A 21,379-nucleotide genomic window follows, 5' to 3' on the forward strand; every position below is an offset into this window, starting at 1 on the left:
TCAGAATTCGTAGGCTTTACTGCGTGAGTTCATCTGCAAAAATCTTGTCGCGCACTGTCCAGAACCGTCCAGATTTTCTTGCAATGACAAACTGAGGCAAGCGGAATCGGTGCTGATGGTTGACTACCTTTGTGGGTGAGCTCTCTTCAAATGGACGATGACGGTCCGCCAGATGAGGGCGAACAAACATTTTTTGAAATGTCTCTTTCTGTTTTTTAGTCGTCAGCGACCAAAACTGATGGACCTGAGCATTGTTATCACCGTAATAAGTGACTTTAAGCTGCGGTTTGCCATTCTCGTTTTTATGAACAGAGAGCTGCATATCCGTGCATTCAAAAACTAGCGCATCTTTCAGGTTCAACGCTTCTTTGAGTTTTTTGTCGGGGTCTACTAATGTAGCGTCGCACTCATGGCAGATACGAGCAGCAATGTCATTATCGGCACCGCATTCAGGGCAGTATTTCGCACGAAAGCGGTAGTCGCAGTGCTCTCGCGTGCCATCTTCTTCTTCAAAGTAGCCTTGGCATTTCCTGCCATAGTGTTCGACTAAGAAGCCAGCTGCGTCAAGTTTGCCCCAAAAGCTGTTGTTAAAGCCGCAAGATGGGCAAGGTATGGTGATAATTTCGCTATCAGAGTCTGGTTTTGGGTTACCTATTTCAGGTTGATAAAGGTCGTAACTATTTCCTGCGTAATCGAGCACCAAACATTCGGTCTTTCCGTTCGAAAGACGAAGCCCTCGCCCAACAATTTGCTGGTACAAGCTCACCGATTCGGTAGGGCGTAAAATTGCAATTAAATCGACGTGAGGTGCATCAAAACCAGTGGTCAAAACTGATACATTAACCAAGAATTTGATATCTCGATTTTTAAAAGACTGGATAATACGGTCACGTTCTTTTGTTTCTGTATCTCCAATAACGAGTGAGCACTCATTTTCCGGTAAGAGGGAAAGAATTTCCTGAGCATGCCTGACTGTTGCCGCAAAAATCATGACGCCATGTCGGTTTAGAGCTTGAGCAATAATTTGTTGGACGATTTGCGGTGTCGCTCGTTTGGACTGCTCTATCACCATGTCCATCTCGGACTCTTTATATCGTCCGGTGGATGCGGGCTTGAGCTGAGAAAAGTCGTAACTCAATACAGGCGCGTCGACCAATTTCGCCGGAGTAAGGAATCCTTCATCGAGTAGGTAGCGAATTGGAAGTTCGAAAATGCAATCTCGGAAAAATCGAGGTTCTTCGCTGCGAACCAATCCTCGGGTGTGGTACTGGTATATCCAACCCATACCTAAGCGGTACGGGGTGGCAGTTAAACCAAGAACTTTAATACCTGGGTTTATGGATTGAACATGGCTGATGACTTTACGGTAGCTGCTGCTGGTGTTGTCGGGGACGCGATGACACTCGTCGATAACCAGCAACGAAAATTGGTTTGCAAACGCGTCAAGGTTTCGGACGACAGATTGGACAGATGCAAATACAACTTGTTGGTCTGTTTCTTTGCGCCCTAAACCTGCCGAGTAAATGGAACCTTGCAAATCATACCCTTCGTACTTGGCATGATTTTGCTCAACAAGTTCTTTTACGTGAGCAAGTACTAACACTCTTCCTTTTGCTAGGCGAGCCAATTCAGCAATTACGAGGCTTTTGCCTGCACCGGTTGGGAGCACTATTACCGCAGGTGAGTTATTTTTACGAAAATAATGCACAACCGCTTTAACGGAATCGGCTTGGTAGGGGCGAAGGGTGTACATACAGTAATGAAAATCGTCATTTATTTTTATTTGCTGGGTATAATACCCGACTTAGTAGTTATGAGGTATCCATGCGTTTAGACAAATTTCTCTGTGATGCTCTAGGAGCAACACGTAAAGAAGCCACCAAAATCATTAAAAGTGGCGATGTAACCGTCAATGACACCATACAAAAAAGTGGTGCCTTCAAAGTAACCGAAGCATGCGACGTTGAATGGCAAGGTCGAACTATCACCATGCAAGGTCCGCGATACATTATGCTGTTCAAGCCGGATGGCTTTGTATGTTCCCATGAAGATGGGTTCAACCACACCGCATTTGTTTTACTAGACGAAGTGAAAATGGAAAATTTGCACTTCGCAGGCAGGCTAGATGTGGATACAACAGGGCTGGTTCTTATTACGGACGATGGTAAATGGTCGCATCGTATTACTTCACCAAAACATAAGTGTGAAAAAACCTATCGTGTGTGGCTTGCTGATCCTGTGCAACAAGAGTATGTTGACCAGTTCAAACAGGGAATTGAGCTCAGAAATGAAAAAGAGCCGACTTTACCAGCCCAACTCGAAATCATTGATGAAAAAGAAGTACTGCTGACAATTCACGAAGGTAAGTATCATCAAGTTAAGCGAATGTTTGCGGCACTTGGCAATAAAGTAGAAGGGCTTCACCGAGAGCGCATCGGTGACATCTATTTGGATGAAGACCTAGAACCTGGTGAATATCGTTATCTGACCCAAGAAGAAATTGATTCTGTCTATTCGTGATTAAGCCTAAGGGGCGCAAAGCCAGTCACCTTTAGGTATTGTCGTGTCTATAGGTTGGAATTGATATACCCAAGTGACCTCAAGATACTTGGTTCAGCGAGATTTAACTGTCTTTAAGACAAGGCATCGATTTGATGATTTAGTGGTTCTAAATCAAAAATCGGTAACGCAGTATGAAAGCCAGTTAAACTCGCCCTTGGGAGCCCATATTCTGTCCCATTTCTTCGTCAAAGAACTTGGAAAGGATTCATTATTCCGCTGCGTTCCTGATTTTTTGAAATAAAGAGGCTTGAACTGAAACAGAATATGAGGCTCTGAATCCTGCATCTTGAGGTGACTTGGGTATATACCTATTACTGACAGTTTTTTCTCATCTTTTCTCTAGGAGAGTTATGTCTTCTCAAAAGACACCCCAGCTCAGCTTATTGCTGTTCATTATTTTAGGAGCCATCGGGGCTCTTACTCCGCTCGCGATCGATATGTATTTGCCCGCGATGCCTGCTATAGCAAAAGATCTCGGAGTCACTGCGGGTGAGGTACAAATCACCTTAACTGCATACACCTTAGGGTTTGCATTTGGGCAGTTACTGCATGGTCCACTGGCAGACAGTTATGGCCGGAGGCCTGTGCTGTTAATCGGCGTCGTATTGTTCGCGCTTGCGTCAATAGTGTCTGCGACCACAACGGGTATTGATGCATTAATGGCAGTACGTGTCGCGCAGGGGTTTGCCGGAGCTGCGGCAGCGGTTGTGATTCAGGCGGTGGTCAGAGATATGTTCGATAGAGAAGATTTTTCTCGTACGATGTCTTTTATCACTCTTGTGATGACACTAGCACCGTTAGTGGCTCCTATGATAGGTGGCCACTTAGCGGTTTGGTTTGGATGGCGTTCCATCTTCTGGACGTTGGCCATATTTTCCGCCGTTGTGATTGCTGCTGTTTTATGGAAAATCCCAGAGACATTAGCACCAGAGAATAGGCAGCCATTAAACTTCAGAACAAGTTTGAGAAACTACGCTAAATTGTGTACCAATCCTGTGGCGTTAGGGCTCATTCTATCAAGCGCGTTTTCATTTTCGGGCATGTTTGTTTTTTTAACGGCTGGTTCTTTTGTTTATATCGATCTTTATCATGTCACTCCTGATCAATTTGGTTATCTATTTGGACTGAATATTATCTGCATGATCCTGATGACGATTCTCAACGGTCGGATTGTAAAGAAAGTTGGTTCGCATTGGATGCTAAGGTTTGGATTAGCACTTAAATTGATTGCCGGAGTTGGGCTTTTTCTCGGCTGGTTATTTGATTTAGGATTATGGGGTATTGTTCCCTTTGTTGTGCTGTTTGTCGGGACCATTGCGACGATTGGCAGCAACAGCATGGCGCTGCTACTTAGCGGGTACCCTAATATGGCAGGTACTGCCTCTTCTTTGGCGGGCACGCTGAGGTTTGGTATGGGATCTCTCATGGGCGCTGTGGTTGCCTTTATGCCGTCGAATACACAAGTACCAATGATTATGATGATGACGCTCTGTGCGGTATTATCCGCACTATTTTACTGGACGCTAGGAAGAAAGGCGTAATGTCTAAATACCATATTGAGATTCAAAACCTTGTTAATACTGCTTTAGATGAAATGGCAGAAGAGCACAATAAAGGGCGTTTAGCCGATACACCGGTGAGCAACACGCACTTTATTCTTCGCTGGATCACACGTGCGATTAAAGGTCAGCGTTTTCATCGTGTTGTTAGCGGAGATTTAATTCGCTGGCAAAAATCAGGTCGAAGCAAAGGTACGCAACTCGATCTACTGTTATTGTTCCGTCAAATTTCTCAGTTATACGCTAAATTTACGCCAGCAGATAAAGACGCGACCCCTGTTTTAGATAGCGAAATTGAAGGTTTTATCGATTTCATGGAAGCGAAGGGGTGGGCTGTGTGTACTGAATATGATGCCAGAGAGAAGATTCAAGTCTTTACAGAAGGCGACAGTTCATTTTTGCTCTGTTCACATCAATGCGATGATTGCTTTGAAGGCACTGATTTAATCAAGCCAATGAGCTGGTATGTACGCGGTAATCACGCGGAATTTATCCGTTTGGCAACGGAGCAGGGTTTTTTGGTCCACAAAGTCACCGATTATAAATCTAAGGTTAAATACCATGGTGAGTATTTGGTGTACCCAAATAACCAAGGTCCGCAATTAGCCGAAATTCCACTTGGCTATGGTATGGATAAGTAGAACTAGATAGAAAATAGATCCAGATAGGTATAGTAGGGAGCCCAGAGGCTTCCTATTTTTTCGCCTTATTCTCGAGCTTTGCTTGTTGAACAATGGCTTTGACCATTCCTTGAAAAACAAATAGGTGCGCTGGCATCATGGCAAACCAATAGAGCAACCCTAAAAAGCCTTTCGGGTGCCACCAAGCGGTGACGTTCAGCTCCCTGTAGTTCCCGTGGTCTTTTATCGAGAATTCTAACCGCCCTAATCCAGGACCTTTCATTCCAAACAACAAAGAAATAAAGGCGTTTTCTTCGTGTTTAATGACTTTCCAAGAATCGATGTAGTCGCCTTCTTTTAATGCAGAATCGCTGGGCTTTTGCCTTACTGGAAAAGATCCGCCAGCTAGCACATCCATCCACTCTCTAAGTCGCCACATCCACGTAGCAAAAAAGTATCCTTTTTCATAGCTTCCAATTTCTTTAACCACTTTCCAGAGACTTTGCGCATCCATTTCGGTTTGTATGCTAGCGCCCGTCTTTTTAGGGTAGTAGCCAAAGCCTGGCTGCCACCTCTTAAGCGCAGAAGGATCAAACCCCCAAACGTTGGATTTCAAATAAGCACCTTCACTTGCAATTGCGGATGCGACGGCTTGTTCGAAAGGTATTAGAGGTTGAGGGAATTTACGCTCTAGGGCTTGGCTGTCGGCTATGAAATCGTGTGTTAGTCCTGCTAATAGCGCTCTCCCTACACTAGAAGGAACGGAAGTTACCATACCCAACCAATAGCTCGCCATCTTAGGTGTGAGTATTCGTGTCGATAAAATTGAGCGTTTTCTTCGAGTGACTTTGCAAAGGATCTGAAACTGCTCTCGATAGCTTAAAACATCGGGACCGCCCGCTTCGAATACGTGGCTTTCGCTCGGAGTGTCTTTTGCTAGCGCTAACAGGTAGTGATTTAAGTTGTCTAGTGCGATTGGATTAGCTTTGGAGCTTACCCACTTCGGTGTAATCAGGATAGGGAGGTTATAGACGAAGTCTCGCATGATCTCGAACGCGGCGCTGCCTGCACCAATAATGACACCAGCACGAACTTCCGTAACGGGGACATGAGATTGTCTTAGTACGTTACCTGTTTCTCGTCTTGCTTGTAGGTGCTTAGAATCGCCAGTTTGAGGTTGAAGTGAGCTCAGGTAAATAACGTGTTGGATTTGGCTTTTATCCAAGGCTTGGCGAAAATTCTCTGCCAGTGACAGTTCATAATCGATGAAGTCATACCCGTGTGCCATGCCATGTACTAGAAAGAACGCGAGGTCAAAGTGATTGACAAAATTTAACGTAGATTCGCGATCGGCTAAATCAAGGTATTGCACTGTTAAGTTAGGATGCTCAGGAACACGACGTTTTAGGAACTCAAATTGGCGAGCGACCGCCGTTACGGCGTACCCCTCTCTTAATAAAAGTGGAATCAACTGTGAGCCGACATAGCCGGATGCCCCAAGTACCAACACTCGTTTTAAATCCATAAACTTCTATTACCTATCTTTAATAAATAGTGCTTTCTGGGTATATGTAAACATTTGGCAAGAAGCTCCTAGATAGTGAAGATAATCGCCAAAGGCTATTCATTTTGAAACCCTAACATATTGAGTATATTTATTTTTGTTATTCATATAGATTGGTATACCCAGCATATGGGTATGTAATTAGGGAAACGTGATTCTGTACGGTTTCTGCTCAACTTTTACTCCAATACCTTTACTCCAAAACAAATCGATGGCAAGAGGGACGTATGACATCAGCAATGCATCTTGTATTTCACCATACTCGAGGGGACTTTATTCGGAAACTGTTTGCCATTGCTTTGCCTATTGCGTTGCAAAGTGTGATGTTTTCGAGCCGTGGGTTGGTTGATGTATTAATGCTAGGGCAACTTGGTGAAGCCGACATTGCGGCTGTGGGTATCGCGTCACGCGCTATGTTTGTCACCACTATCATGCTGGTGGGAATTACAACCGGTGGTTCTATGCTCATTGCTCAGTATTGGGGGGCAGGTAATCACAAAGGGGTGAAGGAAAGTACAGCGTTGACGTGGATGATAGCAAGCTTGACTGCCGCGGTTACCGTTGTTGGCTTTTCACTATTTCCATCTCAAGTGATGAGCCTTGCAACCGACTCACCTGAAGTCGTTGCTTTGGGAACCGACTATATTTTGCTTACTGCATTCAGCATGTTTGGTGTGGCGTTTGTCGCGAGCATGGCAGTGGGGCTACGTTCAATTCAAAAGCCCGGTCTGAGTACTTTTTTTAGTGGTATTGGTATCGTTTCGAATGTGTTTCTGAACTGGGTTTTCATCTTCGGAAATATAGGCGCGCCTGCAATGGGAATAAAAGGCGCGGCTATTGCTACCTTGATAAGCAGCGCCATTGAAGTGTGCTGTCTTTACGGGTACTTGTACTCCAAAAAACATTTATTGTCTTTTGGTTTCCATGAAATGGTAACAGTTTGGAATCGAGAAACCGTCATTCGTTTCTTGAAACTTTCAATGCCAACGACATTTAACTTTCTTGCTTGGGCTGGGGGTTTATTTGTCTATCACGCAATCATGGGACAAACAGGTGTTCAGGGGCTTGCCGCACTCTCTGTGATGACCCCTGTGGAATCCATTTCCCTTTGCGTAATGATTGGCATCTCTACCGCTTCAGCCGCCCTCATTGGTAATCAATTGGGGGCGAAGGACTTAGAGTCAATTTATTATCGCGCTATCGGCCTCGTGGTGGTGAACATAGGTGTGGGGATTGTTACAGCGACGCTTCTTTATTTATCTCAGATCTATATTTTGGAAGCGTTTACCGCATTGTCTGATGAAACACGAGCACTCAGCCAGAAATTCATGTTGGTATTAAGTGTGGGGATCGTTCTTCGCTCCTTACCTATGATGGCGATTGTTGGTGTGCTTAGAGCGGGTGGTGATGTTAATTTCTGCTTGTATCAAGACTTGGTTGCTCAGTGGGTTATCGGCATTCCAGTTACTGCGTTTTGTGCCATCGTCCTTGGGTGGAAGCCGGAATATATTTATGCACTATTTTTGCTTGAAGAGCTCATTAAATGGTTTGGGTCAACGTACCGTATAAAAAGCAAGAAGTGGATTAGAAATTTGGTTGAAAATTGAACACAAGTCTCCCTTGTAATGTAACGGTGTGCATATATTGTGATCTCTGCGTCAAAATACTTCCTAGGCTTCCTGTTTTAGTGTAGATTCTCATACCTAATTTCTAACTAAGCCAGTTGAGTAAGTGAATGTTAAATCTTTCAGACCTATGTAAAGGGTACGTGGATGGTGGAGAGTTTCACCCCGTACTGCAAGGGGCTGAATTGACATTGAAGCAAGGAGAGCAGCTCGCCCTGATGGGGGAAAGCGGATCGGGAAAAAGCACCTTACTCAATTTAATAGCAGGAATCGATCAAGTTGATTCCGGCGAAATATGGTTTTCGAAATTTTCTATGCATGCGCAACCTGAATATAAGCGTACAGCGTATCGCAGAAATAATATTGGCCACATCTTTCAACAGTTCAATTTGCTTCCTACTCTAAATATTGCAGACAATATACGTTTTTGTAGACAGCTCAAAGGGCTTCCAGAAGATCGAGGCTTATGGCGGCAAATACTCTCGGCGCTTGATCTCATGCCTTTACTCGGTCGATACCCTGAAGAAGTATCTGGTGGCCAGCAGCAGCGTGCTGCAATAGCGCGTTCTCTCTATATGGAACCAAAACTTCTTTTAGCAGATGAGCCGACAGGTAGTCTAGATGAAAGAAACGCAGAAGCTGTTATGCGGCTTCTTACGAGCTTAACAAAACAGCTCGACTGTACGTTATTGCTTGTCACACACAGTGAAAAAGTGGCGCAACACATGGAAGGTTGCATTCGCCTGCAAGGAGGGCAACTGCATGTTATGGCCCGTAGTTAAGGCGCTACTTGGTCACTATAAGCGCCACCCCTTACAGATTGTTCTCGTCTGGCTTGGATTGACTTTAGGCGTCTCCCTTCTTGTTGGTGTACTAGCCATAAACCACCACGCAAAACAAAGCTACAGCGCTGGCGAAAAACTTTTTTCTAACCCTTTGCCTTACCGTATTCGCCCTGTACACAGTGCCAATAAGATCCCCCAAGGATTCTATGTTCAGCTAAGAAGGGAAGGCTTTCATCAATGCATGCCTTTTGATGCCCACCGAATATCAACTCAAAGCGGTTTAGAACTCACTATAACGGGGCTTGATCCCGTTGCAATGCTTGAATTACAGCAAGGTGCTTCGCTTCGAGACATCAATACCCTTAAATTAAAAGAACCACCTTATCCGATTATGGTGAGTTCAGATCTTGCCAGTCACTTAAATTGGCATGATGGGGATTACGTTACCCTTGAAGATGGCTCGTTACTTGGTCCTCTATTGGTGGATGAGCAAAACTTGCTTTCGGGTACGCGGGTAATCGCGGACATTGCGCTAATTCGAATGTTAAGCCAGCGAACTGGTTTCGACCTCATTGCGTGCGGAAAGATGCCGCCTGAAAAAGTGGAAACACTAAAAGAACTTTTACCTAACGGTATGAAGTTTTCGCAAAATACTCGAGCGGAACTTGATTCGCTAACGTTGGCTTTTCATACCAACTTGACCGCACTTGGCATGCTTTCTTTCTTTGTGGGTCTGTTTATTTTCTATCAAGCGATGACGCTCTCTTTTGTGCAACGTCAGCCATTGGTTGGCGTATTGCGTCAAACTGGCGTATCCATGTGGCAGCTTACCTTAGCACTCGTTTATGAGCTGATTTTTTGGATCGTTATTGCTTGGCTTTGTGGAAACGTGTTTGGGTTGTTCTTAGCGAATCAACTAATGCCGAGTGTATCGGCAAGTTTAGAGGACTTGTATAAAGCCAACGTTGGGTTGGATATTCAGTGGAGTTGGGACTGGAGTCAGAAGAGCTTATTGGTTTCAATTTTGGGTACGCTACTCGCTTGTAGTTTCCCGTTGTTCCGGCTCCTTAGAACTCAACCTGTCCAATTAAGCGCAAAGCTGTCCATTGTGCGCTTTGCAGGTAAGGAGTTTACCTTTCAGGCTATGCTGGCATGTGTATTCGTGGTGGCAGCGGTTGCGGTTCATCAAGCCAATCAAACTCAAGAGTCCGGTTTCGCTTTGATCGCACTATTGCTGATCAGCGTCGGGCTCTTTATGCCCTTTATTGTATGGAAAATCTTCAATGGGTTGTCATTCTCATTGAAATGGGTGAAAGCTCGCTGGTTTTTCGCCGACTGTGCTGCCAGCATGAGTTATCGTGGAGTGGCTGCCATGGCCTTTATGCTTGCACTCGCCACCAACATTGGTGTTGAAACCATGGTGGGAAGCTTCCGTGAAACAACAGATAAATGGCTAACTCAGCGTTTAGCGGCAGACGTATATGTGATGCCGACCAATAATATTTCAAAGAGAATGAGTACCTGGCTATCAGATCAAGATGAAGTGAAAGAAGTCTGGTGGCGTTGGGAAAAGGAAATAAACAGTATTACAGGGACAATGCAAGCCGTCAGTACTGGTAATACAGCAGGTGAAAAAGAAGCGCTTACCCTTAAAGTTGCCATTCCCAATTATTGGTTCCATTTGCAACACTCCCAAGGCGTGATGGTGAGTGAATCTATGGCCATAAAGGCGGGAATCCGCGCGGGCGACTATATCGCGTTACCAGCGCCTTTAGATGGAAATTGGCAAGTTGTTGGAGTTTATTATGACTACGGCAACCCCTATAACCAGGTGATGTTGTCACATAGAAACTGGCTGACACATTTTGCTAATCAAGGTGAAGCTGGGTTGGGTATTATTCTCAAAGATGGCTTTAGCTCCAGCCAGTTGCTTCGAAAACTGAACCAAGAATTTAAGCTCTCACCTGAGCGAATCTACGATAACAATAAAGTGCACGATCAAGCGTTGAAGGTGTTTGACCGTACCTTTGGCATTGCAGGGACCTTGGGCAATATTACGCTCGTTATCGCTGTCTTCGGGTTGTTCTTCTCTACTCTGGCCGGTGAAACTTCACGTCAGCGACACTTTGCATTGCTCCGGTGTTTTGGCTTATCCGCTAAGGAACTCGTTCTATTGGGTGGTTTACAGCTTCTGGTGATAGGGATTTTCTCAGCGATGATCGCCATTCCATTAGGGTTAGTACTGGCTGATCTCATGATCGACGTTGTCCTTAAACAATCTTTTGGATGGACCATGCAGCTGGAAGTGATTCCTTGGGAGTACGGCACAACGTTCGCTTGGTCATTTGGTGCGCTCATTATTGCCGGTGCGTGGCCAGTCTTTAACATGGTTCGGAAAACCCCAATGAAGTCACTGCGGGACGCGTTATAGTATGAGTCGTCCATCCAAATCTAAAATATTTCCAGTTCTATTCTCTATTGTTGCTCTGAGCGGCATATCGTGGATTTTTTATGACTCCTTTTATGGTCCTGTAACAGGGGAGCATGAAAATGAAGTTAATACGGTGTTGATAGGCAGTAAAGACGCGGTATTCGAACCTGTATTACCAGATGATCCGGTGGCGATACCTGAAGACTTCAAGGAACACCCTGAATTTCAGCATGAGTGGTGGCACTTTTTTGCTAATGTTCAAGACGAGAATGAAGAACACTATGGCATTCAATGGAGTTTTTTCCGAATTGCTAGCGATGAGCGTGAAATAGGGGGTTGGCAAAGCCCACAGACCTACTTGTCGCATGTTGTTATCACATCTAATCAAACAAGCATTAAAGAGCAAAGGGTCGCTCGTGGCGGGATCGGGCAAGCCGGTGTGCAAGATGCCCCATTTGGTATTTGGATCGATAACTGGCGTTGGAGTACAACCAGCAATGCGCCTTTTCCTAGCACTCTGAATATTGAAACCGATGAGTTTAAAGTAAACCTTCATAGCTCTACCATTGGTCCTTATGTGGTGAATGGCGATCTCGGTTATCAGATTAAGCACGATCTTCTTCCTGTCGCGTCATTCAGTGTGGCTGCCCCGTTTATTCGTACCAAAGGGCAACTTGTTCTTGGCGGTAAAACTTACCGAGTACAAGGGGAAGCGTGGTTCAATAAAGAGTGGGGGAGTGGTTTACTTGCGGAAGGGCAACAAGGTTGGGACCAATTCTCACTTCGTCTGACAGATGGACGAACATTAATGGTCAATCAATATCGACACGTTAGGCAACCGTCCTACACTTTTGGAACCATTGCAGATAGAAAGGGAGACGTTGTTGTTCTAAAAGGCGAAGATGTCGAGATCGTTCCGATTGGCACAGCTAAGTTAAGGAATGGTCGCAAATTGCCTTTGCAGTGGGTTATTAATGTACCAAAGTACAACATTAATTTAACAACTCGAGTAATGAAAGCTGAGCAATGGTTGCCATTCGCTATCCCTTATTGGGAAGGACCTATTGTAGCTACCGGCAGCCATGAAGCCGTGGGTTTAATGCAATTGACAGGGTATTGATTGGCTTAATCTTAGAAACTAGCAATCACTCTCATAATGAGATATTTAAAAAACCGCGTTCTTGTAGCGCGGTTTTTTTGTGGGTATAAATACCAAATTAGTTGCAACGTTTAGCGTTATAAACTGTGAACGGCTATACAATAAGGGAAGTAATAATAAACTTAGTCTAAATAACAGTAAGGAATACTCTGATTAAAACTTGATAAGTTTCGGAAAAACCGATGTTTGAGCTCCAAACAAGCGATTTTTCCCAAGCGACATCACACTATAAACTTTGAATTATTGTTTGTTAGCATTCTATTAACAAAGTAGATGAAAGGGCGATATCATGAATGATGTCATTAAACACTTTTTTAAAATGGAATCCGCGGGTGGTATTATCCTAGTAATTGCGGCTGCAATTGCTATGTTCGTCGCGAACTCCCCACTCAACGAAATGTACCAAGCTGGGTTACACACCTATGTATTGGGCATGTCCATTTCTCACTGGATCAATGATGGCTTAATGGCTGTCTTCTTCCTTCTCATTGGTCTAGAAGTTAAGCGAGAATTACTCGAAGGCGCATTAAAATCCAAAGAAACCGCAATCTTCCCAGCTATTGCTGCTGTTGGCGGAATGCTCGCACCTGCACTTGTTTACATCGCATTCAATAGCGGTGACCCAACAGCAATGCAAGGATGGGCGATCCCTGCGGCAACAGATATCGCATTTGCCTTAGGTATTATGGCGCTTCTTGGTAAACGCGTACCAGTAAGCCTTAAAGTGTTCCTACTTGCTTTAGCTATAATCGATGACCTAGGTGTCGTTGTTATTATTGCACTGTTTTACACTGGCGATCTTTCGACTACTGCGCTTCTGATAGGCTTTGTTGCCACCGCTGTCTTGTTCTTTATGAACAGTCGACACGTCAGTAAGATTCGATGGTATCTCATCGTTGGCTTTATTCTGTGGGTCGCGGTATTGAAATCTGGTGTGCACGCAACGTTGGCTGGTGTAGTAATCGGCTTTGCTATTCCACTTAACGGTAACAAAGGGGAGCGGTCGCCTCTCAAGCACGTTGAGCATGCACTGCACTCTTATGTCGCGTTCTTTATTTTGCCCGTCTTTGCGTTTGCAAATGCAGGTATATCGCTAGCTGGTGTATCCATGTCGGGTCTAACTTCAATGCTGCCGTTGGGTATTGCGATGGGGCTATTGGTCGGTAAACCTCTTGGTATCTTCAGCTTCAGCTGGGTTGCTGTGAAGATGGGAGTGGCTAAGTTACCAGAAGGTATCAACATGAAGCACATATTTGCGGTTTCGGTACTGTGTGGTATTGGCTTTACCATGTCGATATTCATATCAGGATTGGCGTTTGTTGATGTTAGCGCAGAATTTGATACGTATTCTCGCTTGGGCATCCTGATGGGGTCGACAACTTCAGCAATACTTGGCTACTTACTGCTTCACTTCTCCCTACCTAAAGAGCCTGTTCCGGTAGAAGAAGTACAGCACTAATTACAGCAGCTTTAATTAAACAAAAACCCCGCTAGAGATAGCGGGGTTTTTTGTTTCAATCGATCCAATGGTTATTTGAAAACAGACCAAATAGGTGCGTGATCGGATGGCTTCTCTATTCCGCGCAATTCATAATCAATATCGGCTTCAACGCACTTTTTCGCTAAGCTAGGTGTCGCTAATACCACGTCAATCCTCAGACCTCGGTTGTCATCAAACCCACGTGATCGGTAGTCAAACCAAGAGTATTTGTCCTCGACATCGGGGTGCAAGTTACGGAATGTGTCTTCAAAACCCCAATCTAATAACGTTTGTAGCCATTCGCGCTCGATAGGTTGGAAAGAACATTTTCCTGTTTTTAGCCAGCGCTTACGATTCGGTTCACCGATGCCGATATCCAAGTCGATAGGGCTGATATTGATGTCGCCCATAACAATGACCTGTTCTTCGTTGGTATGGTGATCATTAAGGTAGGTCATCAAGTCTTTGTAAAACTGTTCTTTATACGGGAACTTTGTTTCGTGTTCGACGTTATCACCTTGTGGGAAGTAGCCATTGAGTACCGTGACTTTTTCACCATTTTCGTCTTCAAATGTCGCCATGATCATGCGCTTTTGATGATCTTCATTATCTGTAGGGAAGCCTTTTTTTACTTCGATCGGCTCTGTTTTGCATAACATAGCGACACCGTAATGTGCTTTTTGACCATGGTAGTAAACTTTGTACCCCATTGCTTCCACGTCTTCCAAAGGAAATGCATCATCATGAACTTTGATTTCCTGAAGACCGATGACATCGGGTTGGTGCTTCTCTATTAATGCTTGCAATTGGTGAAGGCGAGCTCGAAGACCATTTATGTTGAAGCTTATCACTTTCATTATTTTTCTATCCTCTAGTGAGACCTTGTGCGACATAAGGTATCTATTTTCATAGGTTTCGCTACAACGAATCCTCATTTTCTACACCAATTTAAACATGTTTATTTCGGCATCTCTACCTCGACACTACCACCTGAACTCAAATGTCCTAAATTTAGACGTTTTCTCCAAAACCGCTTTAACTCTGCTGGTACTCACTTTATCTGTGTTTGTTCATAAAATTTAATTGGCTGTATGAAAAATATACAGAACTCCGTAATGTTAAGTGATGTGATCTGTCAACATTTTAGTTTTGTATCTTTGATATCGTGCTGCATCAATACTTAGATTTTTGACAATGTACGGTAATGACGATTTTTTATGGAATTTAGTGCTATCAAAGGGGTTGAGTAACAGTGTTTTGTCTAATAGTATCTGCTTTGCCGTACACACCTGCAGGGGTGTATAAGCAACCTTAATTTGTGGTACATTTTTCACCTACATAGCGATATGTAGGTGTTTTTTTATGGGTACTCATTCCCACTCTCTAATCGAATCAAATTTACACATAATGATCCCAAAAATTGAAACCGATCGGCTGTTTTTAGTCGCGCCAGATAAAAGCTGTTTTGAAGCGTATGAGGCATTTTATACCGATAGTGACGCGTCAGAAGCATATGGTGGACCTATTTCACGTTCAATGGCATGGGCTCGTCTTAAAAGCGATGTTGGTGGTTGGTACGTTGATGGCTTTGGCGTTTGGGCTATCAAAGAAAAAAGTTCAGGTATAGTCGTTGGGGTTTGTGGGTTTTGGCAAGGGTTGGGCTGGCCAAGAGAGCTAACTTGGTGGTTGCTGCCAAGCTCAAGAGGAAAAGGTTACGCGATGGAAGCCACTCTTGCCGTTATCTCGTATGCTTACCGCGAGTTTGGTTGGTAAGAAGTCGAGACCTATATGAATGATGCCAATAAGCCAGCGAAATCCTTGGTCAAGCGTTTAGGTGGTGTCAAGTCGAGGAGAGAACTATTCCCCGATAACTTAAACCGCGATATTTATGTTTTCCCCGATATCGATATCTAAGATCAACAACTTCTATAGCCATTGTCCTTCCAAGTACCTCTTCTCTGTCTCCATTTTGTGCACGTTACCGTGTTTGTTTTTACCTTTTGTATACCCCTATCTCTATCTTCTTACAGAAGTAACTTTGTTTTTTCCGTACTTTGAAAGTGTTCACACCGTGAATAAACAGCAAAAATCACTGGTGGAATACTGTTTTTATATACAGTATATTTCTAATTAATAATATGGGATTTGATGCGTTAAACAGGTGAATTCATCAAACGACTTCCATGTATGGTTATGACTTAATATATTGAATTTATAATGCTTTAAGTCAATTAGGACCGGTGTTCTTCTTTTCTAGTTTGATGAGAATGGATACGAATCAGGGTTTTTATCTCAAAACCAGTTGCAATGGAGTTGTTGTTAGCAAGGAAGCTGAATGCTCGGAATGGTTCAGGTGACGTTATGGCGAAGAATTTAAATGAGGGTCAAATGGCGACTTTGATCAAATGGCGGGCGAGGTGCAAAAGGGCTCAATTGGCACATAGCTATACGGCAATTTCTTATGGGCGTTATCATTTGCTGCTCGGTGTTGTATTGATTGTATTAACGACAGCGTCTTCTGTTTTGATTTTCGCCAGTGATGTCCAGCCCATTTGGTTATCACCAGTCGTAGGGACGTCGGCCGCTTTGTTTGCTTATTTACAAACCTTTTTAAGGCTTTCAGAAAAAGCAGACACCCATAGGCAAGTAGCAAGACGCTATGGTGCGTTAAAAAAACGGATTGAATACGTCGTGGACTTTCGTGCGCCTATAAAGGATTTGGGTACTCATATTGACGCCATTCGGCAGAAAGAAGACGAGATAGCCTCGGATGCCCCTCATGCTCTCAGCCATCGCTGGAGTAAAGCCAAAAAAGAGACGCATACAGAAAACGAGGCAGCAAGATTAATGACGCGTTTGTAACTAGGGTCTGTTGACCTTTCGTGGTTAAATTTTGTTCGAGTTCTATGCCTTTTAATCGCGGCGCAAGGTGTGTAGCCTAGTCACTCTAAGCAAATACCTTGCAACAAAGAGTAAAAGGCATAGAGCGGGGACGCCTAGTCGAACCCTTCGGGCAGCATTTGTGGCTTATTTCTACTGCGTTATCGCTCATAGATGTAGAGCGCTACACCGAATGAGCTTTGCCTTGTATAAATCACCCACAAATTGCTGCAAAAATCATCTCGAAAGGTCAACAGACCCTAACCTCAGCTTTGGATAACAGAACATCTTTCTAGTCGCTGTTTGTGCCGCTAACTGTGTTGAATTCACTTGCAATAGGCTCGCTATTGGCACGTTAACTCGCCTTGTTATCAACAAAAACTTCTGACTAGAAAGGAGATAAAGTACAACTTTCATTTAATTCAATGGTTATGCTGTTTCTTATCCAAAGCTGAGGTTAACTAACGTACAAGCTATTGACATGTATATCTGTAATTATGTTATGTTATAACATATCTTTCGTTTATGGTTTCACGATGTCCACACAGCATGAGCTCGTCCTCGATGTAGAAAATTTATGTGCCAAAAGCCCGCTAGGGTGGAAGGTGTTAACGCAAGCCACTTTTAACGTATCTACAGGTGAGTGTGTGGCGATTATTGGACCTAATGGCTGCGGTAAGTCGAGCTTGCTGAAAGCAATTTCAGGTGAGTATGAACCCATAGATGGTCGCCTTTTTATAGAAGGCATATCGGTCAGCGAAATGTCGCCGCAACAAAAAGCAAAATCCATTGCTGTTGTTGCGCAAAACGATCATGTAGATCCAAGACTTACGGTTCGTGAATATGTTTGGTTGGGTCGGGTTCCTCATACCTTTTGCTGCTCTAAAAATACTCACGTGAGAGCGGTGGAACAGGCCATTCGAGACGTTAATCTCAGTGACAAAGCCGACCGCCCGATGGGTGCGTTATCAGGTGGAGAACAACAGCGAGCAAACATAGCGAGAGCATTTGCCCAAGAGCCTAAGTTAATGCTGCTTGACGAGCCAACCAACCATCTTGATCCACTTGCCCGATTAGAACTACTGGAACTAATAAAAAACAGAAACATGGCATCCATCGCTGTATTGCATGATTTGCCGTTGGTCGCCCCCTTTGCCGACAAAGTGATTTTGATGTCAGAGCAAAAAATAGTGAGGTGCGATACCGCTGAAGAAATCTTACAAGACAAGCACATTACCCCTGTTTTCGGGCTTCGTGTCTTAACTTTTAACCACCCGCAATTGACCAATGTCGTTCACCACTTTGAAGCGGCTGGATCACGGGTACAACCATCTTTAGGAGTTGCTTAATGAAATGGTCTGTCATTCTGACGGTTCTTTTACCTGTTTGGGCGCAAGCTGCAAATACTCAATACCCAGTTACCGTTGATAACTGTGGAACCCCACTTGTGATTAAAGAACGCCCTAGTCGAGCGGTATTTCATGATATCAATATGACGGAGATGGCATTTGCTCTCGGTTTGCAAGAGAGTATGGCTGGTGTGACTGGCATTTCTGGTTGGTACAAGATGTCCCCGAGCTTTGAAAAAAAGCTGGGTAATATTAAAGAGCTGGCACCCAAATACCCATCATTGGAAACCCTGATCACCTCCAAAGCCGATTTTTTCTTTGCAGGTTGGAATTATGGAATGAAGGTTGGGGGAGAGGTGACGCCAAAAACCTTAACTCCTTATGGGACCAATACCCTAATACTGTCTGAGAGCTGTATCCATACCAATAAGTTAGAGCAAAGCGCAAACATGAACTTGTTGTATGACGATGTCATGAAGTTAGGTGTGATTTTTGATAGGCAAGAAAAAGCCAAATTATTAGTCAAAGAATGGCAAAACAGAATTGCAGCTGTCTCAAAAAATCAGGGCTCCAGCGCAACGAAACCGAATGTGTTTCTGTATGACTCAGGTGAAGATAAACCGTTTACCGCTGGAAAATACGCCATGCCTAACGCACTTATTCGGGTTGCTGGTGGAAATAACGTTACAGACAACATGGAAACCAGCTGGTCAACAACATCGTGGGAACACGTTGCTAAAGAAAACCCTGACGTGATCATTCTTTTGGATTACCAAAGCGCGAGCGGTGCAGATGCTTTGCAAAACTTCTTAGAGCAACACCCACTCATGCAGCACACAAAAGCAGTTAAAGATAAGCGATATGTAAAGCTTCGCTATGAACAACTTACCCCCGGTCCTGCCAATATAGATGCTATTGAAAAACTGTCACGTGCGCTATTTCCCAACAATTAGCGCTAAATGAAGTCTCATTCTTACTCAATAATGTGGCTGCTCGGAGGAGCAGCTCTTCTTGTGGTATTTACATTAAGTCTAGTGCTTGGTTCCACAACGCTTTCTATGGACGAGCTGTTTATTGGATTGCGTTCGTTTGGCGACGATGACATGTCTATGACCAGCCGTATATTGATGGACCTGCGATTACCAAGAGCACTGCTTGCGGTCATTGCTGGAGCAGGGTTAGCGTTAGTTGGTGCTTTACTGCAAACCGCGACAAGAAATGACTTAGCTGACCCATTTTTATTTGGTTTGTCTTCAGGGGCTTCTGCTGGTGCTGTTTTAGTGATAACGCGCCTTGGTGACGCACTAGGGACTTGGTCTTTGCCAATAGCGGCGTTTGCCGGAGGCATCGTATCGGCATCGGCGGTGATCATCCTATTCTCCATTCAAAAGAAACGCGGGAATGACAACTTGGTTCTTTGTGGTCTTGCCATTTCATTTCTGTTTGGTGCCGTAACAAGCTTCCTCATTTATTCAGGGGACCAGAGAGCGGCCAGTTCAATTTTATTCTGGACCATGGGTGGATTAGGGTTAGCGCGCTGGGACAACTTATTCTTTGCACTCGCTGGCGTACTTGGTGTGGCAGCGTTGATTCTTAAGCGCTACCGAGATTTAGATACGCTGCTAGTGGGCGATCAGACAACCCACTCGCTAGGCATTAATGTTCACAGGTTAAGAAGTGAAATTTTCATATGCAGTGCCTTTTGTACGGCATCCATTGTTGCACTTACAGGGGTTGTCGGTTTTATTGGTTTGATGGTGCCACATTTGGTGCGACCTTTTTCTGGTATGACCCACCGAAAATTGTTGCCTTTGGTGGCGCTATGGGGAGCGGTGATGCTGACCACAGGTGATGTCGTCAGCCGAACTATTTTAGCGCCACAAGAACTGCCCGTTGGGATTATTACCGCCGCGCTTGGTGGGGTATTTGTGCTGTATCTTGTGTGGAAGAAAACCGTGTAACAGAAAATTGTATAAGAAGTTGGTACCTTAATTTTTTAGGTACCTTATTTTCTATCTGTATACCCTTTCCATTGTTCATTACTCTTCTTCTTCGTCGGCGCAGCACTCGTCGAGCAAGAAGCTGATCACGCCTCGGAGCTTTTCGTATTCAGCGACACAAAAAAGCGTTCTCCCTTCTCGGCGCTGTGTCAGTAAACCTGCTGAAACCAACCCCGATATGTGATGCGAAAGTGTCGATCCTGGGATCGCAAGGCTTTCTTGAAGCCCTCCAACTGCAATACCTCTAAACCCTGCTTTCACAACACTTTTGTAAATAGTCAGCCTTGTTGGGTGCCCTAACTCTTTCAGAGACTTCGCGACGATTTCGATGTCCATTTAGATTCCTCTCTAACATTATATTTCGATATTACTAGAAATATCTTGATCATTCTATTGGTAAGGAATATATTTCGAATATTCTAGAAATATAGAGATTTGAATTATGTTCGATATAAACTCACTCGCTTTGCAAGAAACGTTATCCATGTTCGTCTTTTTAGCAGTAGAGCTAACCATACTTTTTTTAGCCATTAGTTATGTGGTGGGGGTTATTCAACTGTACATTCCGCCCCAAAAAATCCAGAGCATACTGAGTAGCAAAAATGGTAAAGGGTATGTGGTTGCCGCTTTCCTAGGTGCAGTCACCCCTTTCTGCTCTTGCTCAACGATCCCGTTCTTAAAGGGGCTATTAAGAGCAAAAGCAGGCTTTGGAACCATGATGGTATTTCTATTTGCTAGCCCGTTGTTGAACCCCATCATTATTGGATTGTTTGCGATCACATTTGGTTATCAAGTCACAATATTGTATTTCTCAGTGGCTATGGGGGTGTCTGTGATAGCAGGGTACTCTCTCGAAAAATTCGGATTTGAAAAGTACATCAAGCCTGAAGTCTATGATGCATCAATTGCAAAAGGGTGTGGAACAACGTGCAGTGAGAGTAATAAACCAGAAAGCAAATGGGTAAGGGTTTGGCATAGTACTTGGAACGATTTTAAAAAGGTCTTACCCTTCTTGATTGGTGGTATTGCCATTGGTTCGATTATCTACGGTTTTATGCCCACGGAATTTATCGCAAGTGTCGCGAGTAAGGATAACCCTTTGGCTATTCCCGTTGCAGCTGTGATTGGTATCCCACTCTACGTTCGTGCTGAAGCAGTTATTCCACTGAGTGCGGCACTTGCAGCCAAAGGCATGGGGCTTGGCGCGGTAATGGCGTTAATAATCGGGAGTGCAGGAGCCAGCTTAACAGAAGTTATCTTGTTAAAATCGATGTTTAAAAATACCCTAGTTGTCTCTTTTATCGCTGTGATTTTGTCTATGGCTATCGGTGCAGGGCTGCTCCACAATGTTCTGTTTTAGCCATT

Annotated in this window: 18 protein-coding genes; 14 read left to right on the plus strand and 4 right to left on the minus strand. The window is 44.2% G+C overall.

The window, feature by feature from the left end:
• Nucleotides 1-16: 16 nt before the first annotated feature.
• The gene (locus LDO37_RS06275; RefSeq protein WP_126606071.1) at nt 17-1,753 is read right to left on the minus strand and encodes a DEAD/DEAH box helicase; all 1,737 of its coding nucleotides are present in this window, start codon (nt 1,751-1,753) and stop codon (nt 17-19) included.
• A gap of 71 nt (nt 1,754-1,824) precedes the next feature.
• Between LDO37_RS06275 and rsuA the strand changes: the two genes are divergently transcribed.
• The 3 genes from rsuA to LDO37_RS06290 all read left to right on the plus strand — a co-directional run bounded on the left by rsuA (nt 1,825) and on the right by LDO37_RS06290 (nt 4,762).
• Complete coding sequence (rsuA, locus tag LDO37_RS06280) at nt 1,825-2,520, plus strand: 16S rRNA pseudouridine(516) synthase RsuA (protein WP_126606070.1); 696 nt, start codon at nt 1,825-1,827, stop codon at nt 2,518-2,520.
• 392 nt (nt 2,521-2,912) lie between these two features.
• Nucleotides 2,913-4,103: a Bcr/CflA family multidrug efflux MFS transporter gene (locus LDO37_RS06285; RefSeq protein ID WP_126606069.1), complete on the plus strand. Its 1,191-nt coding sequence runs from the start codon at nt 2,913-2,915 to the stop codon at nt 4,101-4,103.
• Nucleotides 4,103-4,762: a DUF2913 family protein gene (locus LDO37_RS06290; protein ID WP_126606068.1), complete on the plus strand. Its 660-nt coding sequence runs from the start codon at nt 4,103-4,105 to the stop codon at nt 4,760-4,762. Before LDO37_RS06285 ends, LDO37_RS06290 begins: the two co-directional genes overlap by 1 nt.
• Before the next feature lie 52 nt (nt 4,763-4,814).
• Here LDO37_RS06290 and LDO37_RS06295 read toward each other — a convergent pair whose 3' ends face one another.
• The gene (locus LDO37_RS06295) at nt 4,815-6,266 is read right to left on the minus strand and encodes a DUF2867 domain-containing protein (RefSeq protein WP_126606067.1); all 1,452 of its coding nucleotides are present in this window, start codon (nt 6,264-6,266) and stop codon (nt 4,815-4,817) included.
• 266 nt (nt 6,267-6,532) lie between these two features.
• On the opposite strand from LDO37_RS06295, the gene LDO37_RS06300 reads away from it, so the two are divergent.
• The 5 genes from LDO37_RS06300 to nhaA all read left to right on the plus strand — a co-directional run bounded on the left by LDO37_RS06300 (nt 6,533) and on the right by nhaA (nt 13,764).
• A complete protein-coding gene (locus tag LDO37_RS06300; protein WP_126606066.1) occupies nt 6,533-7,912 on the plus strand; it encodes an MATE family efflux transporter in 1,380 nt (459 codons plus the stop codon).
• Nucleotides 7,913-8,040: 128 nt separating this feature from the next.
• Complete coding sequence (locus LDO37_RS06305) at nt 8,041-8,712, plus strand: ABC transporter ATP-binding protein (RefSeq protein WP_101112216.1); 672 nt, start codon at nt 8,041-8,043, stop codon at nt 8,710-8,712.
• Nucleotides 8,693-11,146 (plus strand): ABC transporter permease, encoded by a 2,454-nt coding sequence (locus tag LDO37_RS06310; protein ID WP_126606065.1) that lies wholly within the window; start codon nt 8,693-8,695, stop codon nt 11,144-11,146. The genes LDO37_RS06305 and LDO37_RS06310 overlap by 20 nt, the downstream gene beginning before the upstream one ends.
• A 1-nt stretch (nt 11,147) precedes the next feature.
• Nucleotides 11,148-12,266: a lipocalin-like domain-containing protein gene (locus LDO37_RS06315; RefSeq protein ID WP_126606064.1), complete on the plus strand. Its 1,119-nt coding sequence runs from the start codon at nt 11,148-11,150 to the stop codon at nt 12,264-12,266.
• Nucleotides 12,267-12,594: 328 nt separating this feature from the next.
• Complete coding sequence (nhaA, locus tag LDO37_RS06320; protein ID WP_126606063.1) at nt 12,595-13,764, plus strand: Na+/H+ antiporter NhaA; 1,170 nt, start codon at nt 12,595-12,597, stop codon at nt 13,762-13,764.
• A 71-nt stretch (nt 13,765-13,835) separates the two neighbouring features.
• On the opposite strand, the gene xthA is transcribed toward nhaA, so the two are convergent.
• Nucleotides 13,836-14,642: an exodeoxyribonuclease III gene (gene xthA / locus LDO37_RS06325; RefSeq protein WP_126606062.1), complete on the minus strand. Its 807-nt coding sequence runs from the start codon at nt 14,640-14,642 to the stop codon at nt 13,836-13,838.
• A 505-nt stretch (nt 14,643-15,147) separates the two neighbouring features.
• On the opposite strand from xthA, the gene LDO37_RS06330 reads away from it, so the two are divergent.
• The 5 genes from LDO37_RS06330 to LDO37_RS06350 all read left to right on the plus strand — a co-directional run bounded on the left by LDO37_RS06330 (nt 15,148) and on the right by LDO37_RS06350 (nt 19,975).
• Nucleotides 15,148-15,558, plus strand: coding sequence for a GNAT family N-acetyltransferase (locus LDO37_RS06330; RefSeq protein ID WP_221768490.1), 411 nt, complete (start codon nt 15,148-15,150; stop codon nt 15,556-15,558).
• 588 nt (nt 15,559-16,146) lie between these two features.
• Nucleotides 16,147-16,647, plus strand: coding sequence for an SLATT domain-containing protein (locus LDO37_RS06335; RefSeq protein WP_126606061.1), 501 nt, complete (start codon nt 16,147-16,149; stop codon nt 16,645-16,647).
• A 554-nt stretch (nt 16,648-17,201) separates the two neighbouring features.
• The gene (locus tag LDO37_RS06340; RefSeq protein ID WP_126606059.1) at nt 17,202-18,014 is read left to right on the plus strand and encodes an ABC transporter ATP-binding protein; all 813 of its coding nucleotides are present in this window, start codon (nt 17,202-17,204) and stop codon (nt 18,012-18,014) included.
• Nucleotides 18,014-18,967: an ABC transporter substrate-binding protein gene (locus tag LDO37_RS06345; protein WP_126606058.1), complete on the plus strand. Its 954-nt coding sequence runs from the start codon at nt 18,014-18,016 to the stop codon at nt 18,965-18,967. The genes LDO37_RS06340 and LDO37_RS06345 overlap by 1 nt, the downstream gene beginning before the upstream one ends.
• A gap of 6 nt (nt 18,968-18,973) precedes the next feature.
• The gene (locus LDO37_RS06350) at nt 18,974-19,975 is read left to right on the plus strand and encodes a FecCD family ABC transporter permease (protein WP_126606057.1); all 1,002 of its coding nucleotides are present in this window, start codon (nt 18,974-18,976) and stop codon (nt 19,973-19,975) included.
• Between the two features lie 78 nt (nt 19,976-20,053).
• On the opposite strand, the gene LDO37_RS06355 is transcribed toward LDO37_RS06350, so the two are convergent.
• The gene (locus tag LDO37_RS06355; protein WP_101112231.1) at nt 20,054-20,350 is read right to left on the minus strand and encodes an ArsR/SmtB family transcription factor; all 297 of its coding nucleotides are present in this window, start codon (nt 20,348-20,350) and stop codon (nt 20,054-20,056) included.
• A 106-nt stretch (nt 20,351-20,456) separates the two neighbouring features.
• On the opposite strand from LDO37_RS06355, the gene LDO37_RS06360 reads away from it, so the two are divergent.
• The gene (locus tag LDO37_RS06360) at nt 20,457-21,374 is read left to right on the plus strand and encodes a permease (protein WP_126606056.1); all 918 of its coding nucleotides are present in this window, start codon (nt 20,457-20,459) and stop codon (nt 21,372-21,374) included.
• Nucleotides 21,375-21,379 lie beyond the last annotated feature (5 nt).

This window comes from Vibrio penaeicida (assembly GCF_019977755.1).
In the GTDB taxonomy this organism is placed as follows: Bacteria; Pseudomonadota; Gammaproteobacteria; order Enterobacterales; family Vibrionaceae; genus Vibrio; species Vibrio penaeicida.

Coding starts and splice junctions, on each gene's coding strand:
- LDO37_RS06275 (WP_126606071.1), bottom strand. CDS start 1,753: ATGTACACCCTTCGCCCCTACCAAGCCGATTCCGTTAAAGCGGTTGTG.
- rsuA (WP_126606070.1), top strand. CDS start 1,825: ATGCGTTTAGACAAATTTCTCTGTGATGCTCTAGGAGCAACACGTAAA.
- LDO37_RS06285 (WP_126606069.1), top strand. CDS start 2,913: ATGTCTTCTCAAAAGACACCCCAGCTCAGCTTATTGCTGTTCATTATT.
- LDO37_RS06290 (WP_126606068.1), top strand. CDS start 4,103: ATGTCTAAATACCATATTGAGATTCAAAACCTTGTTAATACTGCTTTA.
- LDO37_RS06295 (WP_126606067.1), bottom strand. CDS start 6,266: ATGGATTTAAAACGAGTGTTGGTACTTGGGGCATCCGGCTATGTCGGC.
- LDO37_RS06300 (WP_126606066.1), top strand. CDS start 6,533: ATGACATCAGCAATGCATCTTGTATTTCACCATACTCGAGGGGACTTT.
- LDO37_RS06305 (WP_101112216.1), top strand. CDS start 8,041: ATGTTAAATCTTTCAGACCTATGTAAAGGGTACGTGGATGGTGGAGAG.
- LDO37_RS06310 (WP_126606065.1), top strand. CDS start 8,693: ATGTTATGGCCCGTAGTTAAGGCGCTACTTGGTCACTATAAGCGCCAC.
- LDO37_RS06315 (WP_126606064.1), top strand. CDS start 11,148: ATGAGTCGTCCATCCAAATCTAAAATATTTCCAGTTCTATTCTCTATT.
- nhaA (WP_126606063.1), top strand. CDS start 12,595: ATGAATGATGTCATTAAACACTTTTTTAAAATGGAATCCGCGGGTGGT.
- xthA (WP_126606062.1), bottom strand. CDS start 14,642: ATGAAAGTGATAAGCTTCAACATAAATGGTCTTCGAGCTCGCCTTCAC.
- LDO37_RS06330 (WP_221768490.1), top strand. CDS start 15,148: ATGGGTACTCATTCCCACTCTCTAATCGAATCAAATTTACACATAATG.
- LDO37_RS06335 (WP_126606061.1), top strand. CDS start 16,147: ATGGCGAAGAATTTAAATGAGGGTCAAATGGCGACTTTGATCAAATGG.
- LDO37_RS06340 (WP_126606059.1), top strand. CDS start 17,202: ATGTCCACACAGCATGAGCTCGTCCTCGATGTAGAAAATTTATGTGCC.
- LDO37_RS06345 (WP_126606058.1), top strand. CDS start 18,014: ATGAAATGGTCTGTCATTCTGACGGTTCTTTTACCTGTTTGGGCGCAA.
- LDO37_RS06350 (WP_126606057.1), top strand. CDS start 18,974: ATGAAGTCTCATTCTTACTCAATAATGTGGCTGCTCGGAGGAGCAGCT.
- LDO37_RS06355 (WP_101112231.1), bottom strand. CDS start 20,350: ATGGACATCGAAATCGTCGCGAAGTCTCTGAAAGAGTTAGGGCACCCA.
- LDO37_RS06360 (WP_126606056.1), top strand. CDS start 20,457: ATGTTCGATATAAACTCACTCGCTTTGCAAGAAACGTTATCCATGTTC.